A 15442-nucleotide genomic window follows, 5' to 3' on the forward strand; every position below is an offset into this window, starting at 1 on the left:
AAAGGCGATTCCATGTCCGACAACGCAACAGCGGCCCGACGCAGCGCGATCTATCTGCTGGATCAGATACTGGGCGAAGGGCGCCTGCTTTCCGAATGTCTGGCCGCAGGCGCGCTGGACCGGTTGGCCCCTGAAGATCGCGCGCGGGCGCAACGCCTGACGCTGGAAACCCTGCGCGGATTGGAGCGTGCGGATCGTCTGCTGGAAAACCACCTGAACCGCACGCCGGCTTTGACCGTGCATAACGCCCTGCGCCTTGGCGCGGTCGAGCTGTGCCACGGTGAAGCGGCACATGGTGTTGTGAATTCAATGGTCGACATCGTAGGGCGTTCACGCAAGCACGGGCGGCTGAAAGGCCTAGTGAATGCCGTGTTGCGCAAAGTGGCCGCCGAAGGCCCCGATGCATGGCCCAAAATGCGCGTGCCGCGTTTGCCCGAATGGCTGCGTGATCCGCTGATCATGGCATGGGGTGAGGATGCAATCGTGGGAATGGAAAAGGCGCAATTTGCTGGCGCACCGCTTGACCTGTCTGTGAAGCCGGGCGCCAGCGGACCGGGTGAGGCCCTGCCTACCGGTTCGATGCGGCTGCACGATGCCGGTCAGGTCACCGCCCTTCCGGGCTATGGCAAAGGTGATTGGTGGGTGCAGGACGCGGCGGCCGCTATTCCAGTGCGCATACTTGCTCCGAAATCGGGCGAAAAAATCCTCGACCTTTGTGCCGCTCCGGGTGGAAAAACACTGCAACTGGCGGCGGCTGGGGCCGATGTTACGGCGCTCGACGTCTCTGAATCGCGATTGGCGCGGGTGCATGAGAACCTCAAACGCACCGGACTGACTGCCACTGTCGTCGCGGGCGACGCGCTTGAACATCAGGGCCAGTATGACGCCATCCTTTTGGACGCGCCGTGTTCTGCCACGGGAACGATCCGCAGGCACCCTGACTTGCCTTTTGCCAAAGACGGATCGGAATTCGGTGAGCTGATCGAGCTGCAGGCCCGGATGCTGGCCCACGCCTGGAGCTTGCTGAAACCCAGCGGGCGGCTGGTCTATTGCACTTGCTCTCTCCTGCCGGATGAGGGCGAGGTGCAGGTCGAAGAAGCGCTGGACCAACACCCCGATATGTCGGTGGACCGGGCGGCTTTGAACATTGCCGGAATCGAGTCCGAATGGATCACCGAGGAAGGCGGCCTGCGTCTGCGGCCCGATTACTGGGCTGATCTTGGTGGAATGGATGGGTTCTACATCGCGCGCCTGAACAAATCGGCGTAGTTGCATGCTTTTCGATGACTTGACGATCGCCCCGGTCTATCGTTGGGTCTCAGGCGCCAGCAGAGCGCAAGGGGCAGAGTAACGAGCGTCATGTCGAAGACAGATACCATGACCAACCAGTGGACACGGTTTCAGAACCGTCTCTACGCGCGGCTCAGTCAGCGACGCAAAGCGGTCTCGGGGTTTGTTGGCGATCCGGAGCCACGCACGGTCGGCTCATTTGCGCGCGGGCGTCAGTTGGTCGCCGGAAATCTGCTGTTCGCAGGCTATCTGGTCGAAGCTCAGGATACCGAGCTGTGGGATGTGACCGCGCCCAGTACCGGGTTTGACAATGAACGCCACGGCTTTGCCTGGCTCGACGATCTGGCGGCTGTTGGCGATATGCGCGCGCGTGAAAAGGCCCAGCGGTGGGTCTGGGGCTGGATTAACGCGCATGGCCGCGGTCAGGGGCCGGGCTGGGCACCTGATCTGACCGGTCGACGCGTTATACGCTGGATCAACCATGCGATTTTCCTGTTGCGCGGCGCAGATGAACACCAAAGCAGGATGTTTTTTCGTTCGTTGGCCCAACAGACATGGTTTTTGTCCAAGCGCTGGAAGGCAGCGACTCCCGGTCTTCCCCGGTTTGAGGCGCTTGCCGGGCTGGTGCAGGCTGGTCTGGCGCTGGAGGGGTTGGAGCAAATGGCTGATCCTGCCCTTCGTGCTTTGGCACGCGAGTGTGACAGTCAGGTAGACGAACAGGGCGGTATCCCAACCCGCAACCCCGAAGAGCTGCTTGAGGTCTTTATGCTGCTTTCATGGACCTCGGCTGCGCTCAGCGCGTTGGGCCGGGGCACGCCCGGGGCGCAGGCAAGTGCCATCAAACGCATGGCCCCCACCTTGCGCAGCCTGCGCCATGCGGACGGGGCTTTGGCCCGGTTTCACGGCGGTGGGCGCGGTGTCGAAGGGCGTTTGGATCAGGCACTGGCGCAAAGCGGTGTCAGGCCACATCACACCACGGGGCTGTCCATGGGATTTGCCCGACTTTATGCGGCCAGAACCAGCGTGATTGTGGATGCCGCCACTCCACCCAAGGGGGCGGCGTCATACAACGCCCATGCTTCGACCCTCGCTTTCGAACTGACGTCGGGCCGCAGACCACTGGTGGTCAATTGCGGATCGGGCGAAAGCTTTGGGACGGAATGGCGGCGTGCGGGTCGGGCGACACCGTCGCATTCGACACTGTGCCTTGATGGGTATTCAAGCGCTCGGCTGGCGCCACCGACGCAGGGAGTCGAACGCGAGGCACTGGTGGATGCGCCGCATGAGGTTCCCATTGATTTCGAGGATGCCTTTGAAGGCACGCGATTCATGGCCGGGCATGACGGGTATACCAAGGTCTTCGGATTGACTCATGCGCGTACCTTTGAGCTGCGCTTTGATGGGCGTGAGCTGGCCTGCGAGGATATTCTGCTGACGGCCACCGACAAGGCGAAGCGCCAATTTGACAAGGCGATGGACGCCTCGGGCCTGAAGGGCATCGCCTTTGACATCCGGTTTCACCTGCATCCGGACGTGGATGCGGCACTGGATCTGGGGGGCGCTGCGGTGTCGATGGCGCTGAAAAGTGGTGAGATCTGGGTTTTTCGCCATGACGGCGTCGGAAAATTGTCTGTAGAACCAAGCGTTTATTTGGAAAACGGGCGTTTAAAACCACGCGCGACAAAACAGATCGTTCTATCTGGCCGCGCAATGGAGTATGCGACGCGCATCCGGTGGACGCTGAGCAAGGCCCAGGACACAGCCTATGCCGTGCGGGATATACACCGGGACGAGCCCGAGTTTGACTGACGCCAAAAGGACCTTTGACCCCATGACCGATCTTCACCCCGTGCGCCGCGCGTTGCTTTCCGTTTCCGACAAGACCGGGCTGATCGAGCTGGGAAAGGCACTGGCCGAGCGTGGGGTCGAATTGCTGTCTACCGGAGGTACAGCCAAGGCGCTGCGCGATGCAGGGCTTGCGGTTAAGGATGTCAGCGAGATTACCGGCTTCCCCGAGATGATGGATGGCCGCGTGAAAACGCTGCATCCGATGGTGCATGGCGGGCTGCTGGCCCTGCGCGACAATGACAGCCACGTGGCGGCGATGGACGAACATGGCATCGGTGCGATCGACCTGCTGGTGGTGAACCTCTATCCGTTCGAGGCCACGGTAGCCAAAGGTGCGGGTTACGACGAATGCATCGAAAACATCGATATCGGTGGCCCGGCGATGATCCGCGCGGCCTCGAAAAACCACGCTTTTGTGAATGTGGTTGTGGATGTTCAGGATTACGACCTGCTGCTGGCTGAGCTGGCGGCTAACGATGGGCAGACATCCTATGCGTTCCGTCAGAACCTGGCGCAGACGGCCTATGCTCGTACCGCTGCCTATGACGCGGCCGTGTCGAATTGGATGGCCGATGCGCTGGCCGCCGAGGCCCCGCGCCGTCGCGCTTTTGCCGGTGAGTTGAAACAGACCCTGCGCTATGGCGAAAACAGCCATCAGCAGGCAGCATTTTATACCGATGGCACCAACCGCCCCGGTGTCGCGACAGCAGTGCAGCATCAGGGCAAGGAACTGAGCTACAACAACATCAACGACACAGACGCGGCATTTGAACTGGTGGCCGAGTTCGACCCGGCGCAAGGCGCAGCCTGCGCGATCATCAAACATGCCAACCCCTGCGGTGTTGCCAAGGGCGCGACATTGATCGAGGCCTATAAAGCCGCGTTTGATTGTGACCGCACTTCGGCCTTTGGCGGGATCATTGCCCTGAACCAGCCGCTGGATGCCGAAACCGCGCAGGAAATCACCGGAATTTTCACCGAAGTTGTGATCGCTCCGGGTGCGTCGGATGAGGCCAAGGCAATCTTTGCCGCCAAAAAGAACCTGCGTCTGCTGACAACCGATGGCCTGCCAGATGTGACCACAGGTGGCAAAACCGTCCGTCAGGTAGCCGGTGGCCTTCTGGTGCAGGATAAGGACAACGGATTTGTCGGCCTGGATGACCTGAAGGTCGTCACTAAGAAATCCCCGACCGAGGAACAGATGCGCGATCTTCTGTTTGCGTGGAAAGTGGCGAAACACGTCAAATCCAATGCCATCGTCTATGTCAAAGACGGAGCAACCGTGGGTGTTGGTGCCGGGCAGATGAGCCGCCTGGACTCGGCGATGATTGCAGCGAAGAAAGCCGAGCGTATGGCTGATGCTCTGGGCTTGGCCCAACCACTGACAATCGGTTCCGCCGTGGCGTCGGATGCGTTTTTCCCATTCCCGGACGGTCTGATGGAAGCGGCCGAGGCCGGCGCAACCTGTGTTATCCAGCCCGGTGGCTCGATGCGCGATGACGAGGTGATCGCAGCCGCGGATGAGGCCGGGTTGGCCATGGTCTTTACCGGCATGCGCCACTTCCGCCACTGATGCGCTATCTTCTGCTTCTCTGGGCCGCACTGGCTGCGTTACTGATCGACCAGATCAGCAAGTATCTGGTCGTTCACGTGATGCGCGTAGCCGAAGGGAACATTGATGTCCTACCGCCGCTGCTGGTGTTCAAATACGGTGAGAATCGGGGCATCAATTTCGGCCTGTTTCAAGGCAATACCGATGCTGCCCGATGGGCGTTGATCGGTGTTTCCATGCTCATCGCTATCGGTGTGTTGATCTGGCTTATGCGCACAGCTCCGTCGAAACTGATGCTGGTTTGCGGCGGGTTGCTGATTGGCGGGGCGCTGGGCAACGTCGTGGATCGCCTGCTTTATGGTTATGTTCTGGACTTCCTGAACATGTCCTGTTGCGGCATCAACAACCCTTTCGTGTTCAACCTTGCTGATGTGTTCATTTTTGCAGGAGCGATTGGTCTGGTGCTGTTCGAAGGCAAAAAGGCCTCGTGACGTGCCATTTGAAATGCGATAAAAGCGCCTGAAACAGGCTGGAGACTCTGATGCGGCTGCCGCGTTCCATATTTGCTTTGACATTGGCCTTTGCGGCTGCGGGCTGTTCCGATATCGGATTGCGCCACTTGGAAGCGCCCGGGCAGGGGCCGGACGAATTCTCGGTCCTGCCTGTCAAACCACTGACTCAGCCCAAGGATTACAAGTTCCTGCCTGCGCCTACGCTGGGGGGGAATAACCTGACCGATCCGAACCCTAAGGCGGAAGCTGTCGTTGCCCTTGGCGGGAACGAATCTTCGCTGAACGCAAATACGGCCATCCCGTCCACGGACGCGGCCCTTGTGACGGCCTCCAGCCGGTATGGAGTTCCGGCGAATGCCCGGCAGGTGGTTGATGCCGAGGATGCAGAGTTCCGCAGAAAGCAGAGCCGCCTGACGCGCTTGCGCTTGTTCAACGTGGATCGTTATTCGCAAGTTTATCGCCGCGAAACGTTGAACCCCGACCGTCAGAATGAGGCTGCACGCCAAGCCGGGATCGAAACACCATCGGCGCCACCGGTAGATGAATAATCTTTAACTTTTCGTCATTAGCCTTGAACCCGCGCGGCGCAACCGTAGTTTGAACAGCATAAATCAAACGGAGGACGCCCTATGGTTCGGGCCCTGGCACTGTTGGCTGCCCTGATCGCCGCAACACCTCTTGCCGCAAGCGAGGGGCACGAGGCCGTGACTACATTTACGCTGGACAACGGCATGGATGTCGTCGTGATCGAAGACCACCGCGCGCCTGTTGTGCAGCATATGGTGTGGTATCGCGCCGGGTCGGCGGATGAACCCGTAGGATCATCGGGTGTGGCGCATTTCCTTGAGCATCTGCTGTTCAAAGGCACTGACACTTTGGCCCCGGGCGAATTTTCCGCCACCGTTGCGGCCAATGGCGGCACCGACAACGCCTTCACATCATATGACTACACCGCTTATTTCCAACGCGTCGCTGCTGACCGGCTGGAATTGATGATGCGGATGGAGGCGGACCGGATGCGCAATATCCGCCTGAGCGAAGATGATATTGTCACTGAACGCGACGTGATCCTTGAGGAACGCAACCAGCGCACCGACAACAGCCCGCGTGCGCTGTTCGGTGAACAGATGAGCGCGTCGCAGTACCTCAACCATCGCTACGGCGTGCCAATCATCGGCTGGCGCCACGAGATGGAGACGCTGGACATGGAGGACGCGCTGTCCTTCTACCAGACCCATTATGCGCCCAATAACGCCATTCTGGTCGTCACCGGTGATGTCGAACCAGACGAGGTCAAATCGCTGGCCGAGCAATATTACGGTGTGATCCCCGCCAACCCTGACTTACCCGAACGGGTCCGGTCACAGGAACCGCCGCAAACGGCAGAACGCCGTCTTACTTACAAGGATGCGCGCGTGTCGCAGCCTTATGTTCAGCGTAGTTATCTGGCCCCCGAACGTGATCCGGGCGAACAGGAGAAGGCAGCTGCTCTGTTTCTGTTGGCAGAACTGTTGGGTGGAAGCACGACATCCTACCTGAACGAAAAGCTGCAGTTCGAGCAGCAGAAGGTTGTCTACACCGGGGCGTTCTACCGGGGTGTCTCGCTGGATGATACGACCTTTGACCTTCTGGTTGTTCCAGCCGCCAGTGTATCTTTGCAAGAGGCCGAGGATGCAATGGATCAGGCGGTTGCCGACTTCATCGCTGAGGGTGTGAATGAAGAAGACCTTGACCGGATCAAGATGCAGCTGCGGGCTTCGCAGACCTATGCGCGCGACAATGTGGATGGGATTGGCAACCGCTATGGTCGCGCTCTGACCAGTGGTCTGACGGTCGAGGATGTGCAGGCCTGGCCCGATATTCTGCAGGCTGTCACCGGGGAAGAGATTATCGCCGCCGCGCGCGAGGTGATACAGCCGGAAACATCGGTCACCGGTTGGTTGATGCGCGATGATGAGGTGACGCAATGAAACGGATTTTCGCAACTCTGATCGCGTTCGTTTTCGCTTTGCCCGCGTGGGCCGATATCGAGATCGAAGAGGTTACTTCTCCGGGTGGTATCACCGCATGGCTAGTCGAGGATCACTCAATCCCCTTCACCGCGCTGGAGCTGCGTTTTCGCGGCGGCACATCGCTGGATGACGCGGACAAACGCGGTGCGGTCTACCTGATGAGCGGCCTGATTGAGGAAGGCGCAGGCGACATGGATGCCCGCACCTATGCGCGTGAGCTGGAATCGCTGGCGGCCTCGTTCCGGTACAATGCAACTGATGACACAGTGTCGATCACCGCGCAGTTCCTGACTGAAAACCGGGACGACGTGATCGACCTGCTGCGCACCACAATTCACGAACCCCGCTTTGATCAGGATGCGGTGGATCGGGTAAAGGCGCAGGTACTGTCCGGCCTTAAATCCGATCAAACCGACCCGAATGACATTGCGGGTCGTAACTTTGCGCGCATGGCCTATGGCGATCACCCCTATGGCACAGAAGGCAAAGGCACGATCGAAAGCGTGACAGCCCTGACGCGCGAAGACGTGGTCACAGCGTATCAGGATGTCTTTGCCAAAGACCGGATGTATATAGGCGCGGTGGGTGACATCACCCCCGAAGAATTGGGCGCGTTGCTGGATAAACTGCTGGCCGACCTACCGGAAACAGGCAAGCCGATCCCTGAACGTGCCGATGTGTCCATTCCTGGTGGCGTGAGCGTGGTCGAGTTCGACACGCCGCAATCTGTGGCCCTGTTCGGACATGCGGGCATTGACCGCGATGATCCCGATTTCTTTGCCGCCTTTATCCTGAACCACATCCTTGGCGGGGGCGGGTTTGAAAGCCGCCTGATGCAGGAGGTAAGAGAGAAGCGCGGCTTGACCTATGGCGTCGGCACTTACCTGGTGCCCAAGGATCTGGCCTCGGTCTATCTGGGATCCGTGTCATCCAGCAATGATCGCATTGCCGAAGCGGTCGAAGTGATCCGTGACGAGTGGGCACGGGCCGCATCCGAAGGTGTGACCCAGAAAGAACTGGACGATGCCAAAACCTACCTGACGGGCGCTTACCCGCTGAGGTTTGACGGCAATGGCCAGATTGCGGGGATCATGGTCGGGATGCAGATGGAAGACCTGCCCATCGACTATATCGCCACCCGCAACGACAAGGTGAATGCGATCACGCTGGAAGAGATCAACCGGGTCGCCAGCGAATTGCTGGACCCTGACGGGCTTCATTTCACCATTGTCGGCAAGCCCGAGGGTCTGGACGGCTAAACCCGTTCAGGCCGCGACGGGCCGTTTCTGTGCCCGAAGCGTATGCTTGTTGCTGCTCAGAAGCTTTTGCCGCGCGTGCCTGAAATGCGCGGCTTTAAGCGCGTCGTCGATATGCCGGTTGCGGCGTAGCAGGCGCGACAGACGGAAATTGTCGAACACCAGGCAGGTTGTCGGCTCTGAGGCGATGACGGTGGCCGTTGCGGGTAGGCCAAGGCCGAATGTCAGCTCTCCCAGTGTCTCGTCCGAGCCGCAAATATTGATGACCTGACCATTTTGAAGGATGGTTGTTCGCCCGCTCAGGACATAGCCAAGGAAATCTGTTGTTCTGGCTTCTTCGATCAGAATGTCGCCTTTGGCGAACTCCTGAACCGACGCAGTGTTCAATAGCTTTCGGGCATGATGCGGTTTCAGTGACCCAAGATGGTGCGAGATGAACTGGCGCTCGGCTGCGGAAAAGCGAATGAGATGCCGCGAAAGGTATCCGCGCAGCAATCCGATGACCGAGATCGCGATATAGGCCATCTGTATGATCGAACCGGCAAGATTGAATTCTTCAACCATGCTGATCAGAACGCAGGTTGCAGCAACGATAACTAGAACCGGGTAGAGCACGCCATTGCCGCGGACTATGCCGATTTGCAGTAAAAAGTAGTTCAGAATGTAAAGGCCAGCACCGGCCACGCCGATCATGGTGGCCAATTCGACAAACTCGGTAAATTCAAATGGACTATTCAGCATGTAAGGACCCACCCTCGCAATGAATGGGTCTTACGCTGTGCCAATTAAGTGAAACCGTAAATGAACAACCTCACAGGTTAATGGGTTTTATGAGCGTGCTTTCGCCTGCGCGCGCAACATTTGCCCCATCATCTGTCCGAACTTGCCAGAACCACGCTGGTACAACGCGCCATCGACGGCCAGAACCGTGCCGCTGATATAGCTGGCCAGATCAGAACTTAGGAACATACAGGCGTTCGCCACGTCCTGCGGCTGACCCCAACGGCCCAAGGGGACATCCTTGCGCAACGCTTCTCCGGCATCTGGCGTAGGGGCCAAACGCTTGGCCCCTTCAGTGCCTTCGATAAAGCCCGGCACGACCGAGTTCACACGGATACCCTCGACACCCCATTCCATCGACAGGGTGCGGGTGATTTGATCCACGCCTGCCTTTGCGGCGCAGACGTGGGACTGACCTTCATAGGGCAGATAGGATTGCGGGGCCGAGATGTTGATGATGCTGGCACCCGGACGCTTGAGGAAAGGATAGGCCCCCTTCATCACGTGGATCGTGCCCATTAGGTCGATATCGATCACGGTCTTAAACGCATTGACCGACATCTCTGCCGCCAATGCCGGGAAGTTGCCCGCCGCGCCCGATACCAGCACGTCGAAGTCACCGAACGTGTCGTGGAACTGTTTCAGCCCGTTTGCCACGGCCTCCGGGTCACGTACATCGAACGCCGCGCCGATGGCGTCCTGTGCGCCCGCTTCTTTCAGCGCGGCAACAGTGTCATCGACCTTTTCCTGCGACCGGCTGGCGACGGCCAGTTTGGCACCCGAGGCCGCAAAGGCCTCGGCAATGCCGCGATTGATACCGCTGGTTCCGCCGATGACGACGACGGTTTTTCCTGAAAAGTCCATGTAGGCCTCCCTTGGCGGGGAGCCCTACTCGCCGTAGGGCACCCAGATGTTTTTGATTTCGGTCGCAGCCTGCAGGAAGCGGCGGGAATGGTCCACGCCCCAATCAAATGCCGTCGCGTTATTCACCCAGGTCCGTTTCAGGTTCCCAGCCGAGACGACCTCGATCTCCTTCGACAAGTCGGTGGATGAGAACGACCAGACCGCATCGACATTCAGGTGCGAGGCCAGCGGTTTCGCCAATTCCGCATGGCTGCCGGTCAGGATGTTGACCACACCAGCAGGCACGTCTGAGGTTTCGAGAATCTGGTAGAAATCAGTCGCTGCCAGAGGGTAGGGCTCTGAGGCCACCAGGACTGTCCGGTTCCCCATCGCAATCGCCGGGGCCATGGCCGAGACCAGACCCAACAGAGGTGCCTCATCCGCGCACAGCGCGCCGATGACACCCACGGATTCCTTCATGGCTATCGCCACGCCACGGATCGGAACGCCGTGCACCTGACCGTCATATTTGTCGGCCCAGGCGGCAGCGGTGAACAGGCGCTGGATTGAAGCTTCGACCTCTTTCACGCCGTCCTTTTTGCCGGTCATTGCGTCGATGCGAGCGGCAAACTCGTCGGCGCGAGCCGAGAGGTTTTCGCCGATGTAATACAGGATCTGTGCCCGCAGATGGCCGGTGGTCTTGGACCAACCTTTGGCCCCTGCCGCAGCTTCAACCGCATTGCGGACGTCCTTGCGATTGGCGAGGCCCACGTGGCCCAATAGCCCGGATTTACCCCAGACGGGTTTCGAATAGCCGCTATCGGGCCGTGCCTGCTTGCCTCCGACATACATCTTGGCGGTACGGTCAATCGGATCGACCGGAGAGCCCTCGCCGATGGCCGCTTCGACCTTCGCCAACGGCTTAGCTTTGCCTTTGAGCCTGGTATAGGCCGTCAGCCCTTCCCAGCCGCCTTCACGGCCAAAGCCGCTTTCGCGCACGCCGCCGAAACCAGCAGCCGCGTCGAACAGGTTGGTGGCATTCACCCAAACCACGCCCGCGACCAACTTAGGTGCGATATCCAGCGCCAGGTTCACATTCTCGGTCCAGACCGTCGCGGCCAGCCCGTAACGGGTGTTGTTGGCCAGTTCGACCGCCTCTTCCGGTGTACGGAAGGTTGAGGACACCAGCACGGGGCCAAAGATCTCTTCCTGCATTAGCGGGTCGGAAGTTTCGAGGCCCGAGATCAGTGTGGGTGGGTAATAACATCCGTTCGCAGGCAGATCGCACGCGGCTTGGTGCACGTGACCAGCGGTGTTGCTTTCGACCATGCTTTTGATGGTTTGCAGTTGGACCGGGTCTACAACCGCGCCCACATCAATGCATTTATCCAGCGGATCGCCTATGCGCAGCTTGTCCATCCGTGCGCGCAACTTGTTATGGAAGCGATCAGCGATGCCTTCCTGCACCAACAGGCGCGAGCCGGCACAGCAGACCTGCCCTTGATTGAACCAGATCGCGTCGACCAGACCTTCGATGGCACTGTCGATATCGGCATCATCAAAGACGACGTAGGCTGACTTGCCGCCCAGTTCCAATGTCAGTTCCTTGCCGGAACCCGCGGTTGCTTCACGGATGCGGCGGCCCACAATAGTCGAGCCGGTAAAGGCGATTTTGTCCACATCCGCGTTCACGATCATCTCGCCCACTGCGCCGTCGCCAGTGACGATGTTGACTACGCCTTTGGGCAGCCCGGCTTGTGTGCAAATGTCAGCAAACAGAAGTGCGGTCAGCGAAGTGTATTCGGCTGGCTTCAGAACCACGGTGTCGCCCATCGCAAGTGCCGGGGCAATCTTCCACGCCAGCATCAGCAAGGGGAAGTTCCACGGGATGATCTGCCCGCAGACACCCAACGCCTCGGCATCGGGCAGTTCGCTTTCCATCAGCTGCGCCATGCCCGCGTGATAGTAAAAATGCCGCTGCGCCAGCGGGATGTCGATATCACGTGACTCCCGGATCGGTTTGCCGTTGTCGAGGCTTTCCAGCACGGCAAACAAACGCGAATGCTTCTGCAACAGGCGCGCGATGGCATAGAGGTACCTAGCGCGGCCTGCGCCGCCCTGCTTCTCCCATTTCGGCTGCGCTTTACGTGCGGCAGTAACGGCGGCATCCACATCGGCTTGTTTCGCCTGTGTCAGCTTAGCCAGCACCTCTCCGGTCGCTGGGTTGCGGCTCTCAAACCCCTTACCCGGCTTGGTAAAGGCACCGTCGATGTAGTGACCGAACTTGTCGCCCTGATCGACTAGCCAGGCCAGCGCTTCAGCCGCGCTTTCGGGGGCGGGGCCATAGTCCATGGTTTCGAAAATCTCTTTGACTGTCATTGTTCCCGTCCTCAGCCCATAGAGTGACGGTAACCGGCGGAATACGCGCCCGTTACATAATGTTCCAATTGCCGTTCGATATCGCCCAGCAGCGATGACGCGCCAAAGCGGAACAGGTCAGGTTCCAGCCAGCGGTCGCCCAGTTCGTCCTTGATCAGCGACAGATAAACCAGCGCGTCCTTGGCTTTCGAGATGCCGCCTGCCGGTTTATAGCCGACCCGGTATCCGGTTCGGTCATAATAGTCGCGGATCGCGCGGATCATGACCAGCGAAACAGGCAAGGTGGCGTTGACGCTTTCCTTGCCGGTTGAAGTCTTGATGAAATCCGCCCCGGCCATCATGCAGACCAGCGAGGCGCGCGCGACGTTGCGCAGGCTGCCCAGCTCTCCGGTGGCGAGGATGGCTTTGACATGCGCATCGCCGCAGGCGACGCGGAAGGCCTTCATCTCGTCATACAAAGCTTGCCAGTCGCCAGACAGGACGTGACGGCGCGAGATCACGATGTCAATTTCCTCGGCACCGGCCTTCACGCTTTCTTCGATCTCGGCCACGCGCAGATGGAATGGCGACAAACCTGCCGGGAAGCCGGTGGAAACCGCAGCAACAGGGATGCCGGTGCCATGCAGAGCGTCCACGGCGGTTTCGATCATGTCGTGATAGACGCAAACGGCCCCGGTTGTGATAGGCGGCATATCCAGCGCTTTCAGAACCGAAGGTGCAACGGGTTGCCGTGCCTTGGCACACAGACGGCGCACACGTCCGACCGTATCGTCACCCGACAGGGTGGTCAGGTCGATCATCGTGACCGCCTTCAACAGCCATGCGGCCTGATACTCTTTTTTGACAGACCGACGACCGGGCAGGGTCGCGGCGCGGCGTTCAATGGCCGAAGTATTGACCTGCACGGCGCGTACCCAGTCCAGATCCAATTCCATTCCAGGGTTTCTAGGCTCGGTCACTTGCGGCAGATGCGCGGTGCGCACGGGGCTTTCTGAGCTCTGCGTTTCCATCTTCACATCCTTTGGGAGGTTTGCGCCAAATTCGCACGGCTTGGCGCTAATTGGAAGGCATAGCGGCCTTGCGCGTGCAATTTTTTTGACCAAATGGACAAATTTAATGTTTTCTTGCGAATAATTCGCAATGACGTTGACTTAGTTGCGAATGGTTCGCATATTCATTCTCAAGAGGATACCTAAATGGGGTCAGAAATGATTCGTCGTAGTTTTCTTGCGGCTTTGGCTTTTGCCGCCGCTTTGCCGGTCACAGCCTGGGCCGAGGCACCGCTGAAAGTGGTTGCAACCACAGGCATGATCGCTGATGCGGCGCGTCAGATCGGTGGGGAACGGGTGGAGGTCAAAGGCCTGATGGGCCCGGGCGTCGACCCGCATGCTTACCGTCAGACCCGCAGCGATATCGTGGCTATGACCCGGGCGGATTTGATCCTGTGGCACGGTCTTTACCTTGAAGCGCAGATGGAAAACTTTTTCCATGATCTTGGGCGCAAACGTCCGGTCGTGGCTGTTGCCGAGGGTGTCGATAAGTCCAAGCTGCGCGCACATGACGATTATGCCGACAAGTATGACCCGCATGTATGGATGAGCCCGGCCGTCTGGCGCGATGTGGTGGTCGAAGTTCAAAAAGCCCTGACAGACGCGCGCCCCGAAGCTGCTGATTTTTTCGCCGCGAACGCGCAGACACATCTGGCCGAGATTGATCAGTTGGAAGCCTACGGCAAACAAGTGCTGGCCGACGTGCCGGAAAACAACCGTGTGCTTGTAACGGCGCATGACGCCTTTGGCTATTTCGGTGAGGAATACGGCTATGAAGTGCTTGGCATTCAGGGCATCTCGACCCAGTCCGAGGCCGGTTTGAACCGGATCGGCGAACTGGTCGATACCTTGGTAGATCAACAGCTGACGGCGGTGTTTGTCGAAAGCTCGGTTTCTGATCGGTCCATGCGCGCGCTGATCGAAGGGGCCGCGGCCAAAGGCCATGATGTTGGCATCGGTGGAGAGCTGTATTCCGACGCGATGGGTGAACCGGGCACGTACGAGGGTACGTATATCGGGATGCTGGATCACAACATCTCTGTGATTGCCGGGGCGTTGGGCGCAGACGTGCCCGAACGCGGCATGAACGGCAAATTGTCGGCGGGGTCTTGAACGATGCTGTCGCTGGCTGCGCATCAGGGTGCTTCGGTTGCTGAAAAAAATACAAAGGACTGCCCGCTGGCCATTCGCGGTCTGACTGTCTCATACGGTCAGAAACCTGCCGTGTTTTCGGTGGATATGACCGTGCAACCCGGCGCGATGACGGCGATCATCGGACCAAACGGGGCGGGGAAGTCTACGCTTCTGAAGGCGGCGCTGGGCATCGTTTCGCCCCTGTCCGGGCAGGTGTCCGTCTTTGGTGAACCGCTGGAGAAACAGCGTGCACGAATTGCCTATGTGCCGCAACGCGCAAGCGTCGACTGGGATTTTCCGACGCGCGTGATTGATGTTGTGTTGATGGGTCTGTCCCGCGAGCTGGGCTTGCTGGGTCGTGTCCGTGCCCGGCATATGTCCCGGGCCATGGACTGTCTTAACCGGGTCGGGATGCGCGATTTTGCCGATCGTCAGATTGGTCAATTGTCCGGCGGCCAGCAACAGCGCGTTTTTCTTGCCCGTGCTCTGGCGCAGGATGCTGATCTTTACCTGTTGGATGAGCCATTCGCAGGTGTCGATGCAGCGACGGAAAAAGCAATCATCGCAGTGCTGAAGTCGCTGAAAGAGGCGGGCAAGACCGTTGTTGTCGTGCATCACGATCTGGCCACGGTGACTGATTATTTCGACCATGTATTCCTGATCAATACCCGCAAAGTGGCCGAGGGAACTGTGGCCGAGGCCTTTACCGCCGAAACCCTGCAATCGGCGTATGGCGGCCGTTTGGCCACTGCGCAGATCGACCAGATTTCGCGCGCATTGGGGTAAA

General features: G+C 59.2%; 13 protein-coding genes. 9 read left to right on the forward strand and 4 right to left on the reverse strand.

Going from position 1 to position 15442, the window contains the following annotated elements:
- The first annotated feature begins 12 nt into the window (after positions 1–12).
- From AC2FI8_RS04260 to AC2FI8_RS04290, 7 genes are all read left to right on the forward strand, one after another.
- Positions 13–1269, forward strand: coding sequence for an RsmB/NOP family class I SAM-dependent RNA methyltransferase (locus tag AC2FI8_RS04260; protein ID WP_496777352.1), 1257 nt, complete (start codon positions 13–15; stop codon positions 1267–1269).
- 90 nt (positions 1270–1359) lie between these two features.
- Positions 1360–3099 (forward strand): heparinase II/III family protein, encoded by a 1740-nt coding sequence (locus AC2FI8_RS04265; protein WP_496765421.1) that lies wholly within the window; start codon positions 1360–1362, stop codon positions 3097–3099.
- Between the two features lie 22 nt (positions 3100–3121).
- Positions 3122–4711 carry a bifunctional phosphoribosylaminoimidazolecarboxamide formyltransferase/IMP cyclohydrolase gene (gene purH, locus AC2FI8_RS04270; protein ID WP_496777354.1) on the forward strand — a complete coding sequence of 530 codons (1590 nt, stop codon included), beginning with the start codon at positions 3122–3124 and terminating at the stop codon, positions 4709–4711.
- On the forward strand, positions 4711–5181 hold the full coding sequence (gene lspA / locus AC2FI8_RS04275) for a signal peptidase II (protein WP_496726341.1): 471 nt from the start codon (positions 4711–4713) through the stop codon (positions 5179–5181). Before purH ends, lspA begins: the two co-directional genes overlap by 1 nt.
- A 50-nt stretch (positions 5182–5231) precedes the next feature.
- The gene (locus tag AC2FI8_RS04280; protein WP_496705650.1) at positions 5232–5750 is read left to right on the forward strand and encodes a DUF3035 domain-containing protein; all 519 of its coding nucleotides are present in this window, start codon (positions 5232–5234) and stop codon (positions 5748–5750) included.
- A gap of 81 nt (positions 5751–5831) precedes the next feature.
- Positions 5832–7172, forward strand: coding sequence for a M16 family metallopeptidase (locus tag AC2FI8_RS04285; RefSeq protein ID WP_496777356.1), 1341 nt, complete (start codon positions 5832–5834; stop codon positions 7170–7172).
- Positions 7169–8473, forward strand: coding sequence for a M16 family metallopeptidase (locus AC2FI8_RS04290; RefSeq protein ID WP_496777358.1), 1305 nt, complete (start codon positions 7169–7171; stop codon positions 8471–8473). The genes AC2FI8_RS04285 and AC2FI8_RS04290 overlap by 4 nt, the downstream gene beginning before the upstream one ends.
- Before the next feature lie 6 nt (positions 8474–8479).
- Here AC2FI8_RS04290 and AC2FI8_RS04295 read toward each other — a convergent pair whose 3' ends face one another.
- The 4 genes from AC2FI8_RS04295 to deoC form a co-directional block, all read right to left on the reverse strand.
- A complete protein-coding gene (locus tag AC2FI8_RS04295; protein ID WP_496734934.1) occupies positions 8480–9211 on the reverse strand; it encodes a cyclic nucleotide-binding domain-containing protein in 732 nt (243 codons plus the stop codon).
- A gap of 87 nt (positions 9212–9298) precedes the next feature.
- Positions 9299–10114 carry an SDR family oxidoreductase gene (locus AC2FI8_RS04300; RefSeq protein WP_496777360.1) on the reverse strand — a complete coding sequence of 272 codons (816 nt, stop codon included), beginning with the start codon at positions 10112–10114 and terminating at the stop codon, positions 9299–9301.
- Positions 10115–10138: 24 nt separating this feature from the next.
- Positions 10139–12472 (reverse strand): aldehyde dehydrogenase family protein, encoded by a 2334-nt coding sequence (locus AC2FI8_RS04305; RefSeq protein WP_496777362.1) that lies wholly within the window; start codon positions 12470–12472, stop codon positions 10139–10141.
- Between the two features lie 11 nt (positions 12473–12483).
- On the reverse strand, positions 12484–13482 hold the full coding sequence (deoC, locus tag AC2FI8_RS04310; protein WP_496726335.1) for a deoxyribose-phosphate aldolase: 999 nt from the start codon (positions 13480–13482) through the stop codon (positions 12484–12486).
- Between the two features lie 198 nt (positions 13483–13680).
- Here deoC and AC2FI8_RS04315 point away from each other — a divergent pair, with 198 nt between their 5' ends.
- Both AC2FI8_RS04315 and AC2FI8_RS04320 read left to right on the forward strand, forming a co-directional pair.
- Positions 13681–14634, forward strand: coding sequence for a metal ABC transporter solute-binding protein, Zn/Mn family (locus AC2FI8_RS04315; RefSeq protein WP_496777396.1), 954 nt, complete (start codon positions 13681–13683; stop codon positions 14632–14634).
- Positions 14635–14637: 3 nt separating this feature from the next.
- Entirely contained in the window at positions 14638–15441 is an 804-nt protein-coding gene (locus AC2FI8_RS04320) for a metal ABC transporter ATP-binding protein (RefSeq protein ID WP_496777364.1), read from the forward strand.
- The last annotated feature ends 1 nt before the right edge of the window (position 15442 follow it).

This window comes from Ruegeria sp. CDSB029 (assembly GCF_059611125.1).